Origin of the sequence: Halomonas sp. 3F2F (genome assembly GCF_014897805.1) — a bacterium.
Taxonomy (GTDB): Bacteria; Pseudomonadota; Gammaproteobacteria; order Pseudomonadales; family Halomonadaceae; genus Vreelandella.
The window spans coordinates 1-1,259 of sequence record NZ_JABUZE010000097.1; the positions used below are offsets into that span (position 1 = coordinate 1).

1 protein-coding gene is annotated in these 1,259 nt (G+C 53.0%); it reads right to left on the reverse strand.

Translation table 11 applies throughout. The features are described 5' to 3' along the window. Nucleotides 1-30: 30 nt before the first annotated feature. Nucleotides 31-1,193 (reverse strand): IS3 family transposase gene (locus INT21_RS11105; protein WP_174788252.1). Its coding sequence is split into 2 segments (ribosomal slippage): nucleotides 31-920 and nucleotides 920-1,193, totalling 1,164 coding nucleotides; the frame shifts between segments, so codons are not numbered across the junction. Nucleotides 1,194-1,259: the final 66 nt, after the last annotated feature.

Genomic DNA, 1,259 nt, shown 5'->3' on the forward strand with positions numbered 1-1,259 from the left:
TGATCTGGCAACAGTTTTCCGGACACTTTTTTAAGCGGCTGCACGTAGCCTCGATTCATAGTCCGCTGGACTCATATAGTCGTTGCTGGAGTGCAGCCGCACCCGATTATAAAATACCTCGATATACTCGAAGATCGCCTGCCTCGCTTCCTCTCGCGTCTTAAAGTCCTCGTGATACACCAACTCGGTCTTTAGAGTATGAAAGAAGCTTTCTGACGGGGCGTTGTCCCAACAGTTACCCTTGCGGCTCATGCTGCACTTGAACTCATGCTGCTTGAGCAAGCCCTGGAAACTATCCGAGGCATACTGGCTGCCACGGTCACTGTGAACCAGCAGACCGGCTGCTGGCCGACGCTTAAAGATCGCCATGGTCAGCGCGTCGTTCACCAACGCTGCCGGCATCCGGCTATCCATGGACCATCCGACGACCGCTCGTGAGCAAAGGTCAATGAAGACGGCTAGGTACAGCCAGCCCTCCCGTGTCGGGATATAGGTGATATCACCGACATAAGCCTGATCAGGCTCTGATGCCGTGAAGTTACGATTCAGCAGGTTCGCGGCTACCGGCTTGTTATGCTTTGAATTGGTCGTCGCTTTGAACTTGCGCCGCATCTTGCACTCAAGGCCCTCTTCACCCATCAATCGACCGATTCGACGGCGGCTGACGGTTTCTCCGTCTTCAGCCAGTTGCTTTTGAATACGCCGTGTTCCATAGGTTGAGCGGCTTTTTTTATGATGTTCACGAATACTGGCCTTCAACGCCTGATCATCCCGGACTCGCTGGCTGGACGGTCTAGTTCGCCACTCGTAATAGCCACTGCGAGAGACTTCAAACACTCGGCACATCAGGGCAGTGCTGAACGTGCCCCGATGCTCCTCGATGAAGCCGTACCTCAGTTCGATTCTTTGGCGAAGAAGGCCGCCGCCTTTTTTAACAGTTCCCGCTCTTCCTTCAGCCGAGCATTCTCACGCCGGAGTTGCTTCAACTCTTCATATAGGTGCTTGTCGTCAACCGCACTACTCGAATCACTCGTCTGCTTGCCATGGAATTTATCGATCCAAGTATGCAGCGTGTTGACGTTAACGCCCAACTCGCGCGCCGACTGGGCGATCGGTTGATCGGATTCCACCGCTAGTTTGACGGCGGCTTCTTTAAACTCGGCTGTATACGAATTGCTTTTTTTCTGACTCATGGCACACACCTTGATGGGCAGATAATATTATCTGCGTCTGTGTGTCCGGGAAACTATAACCACTTC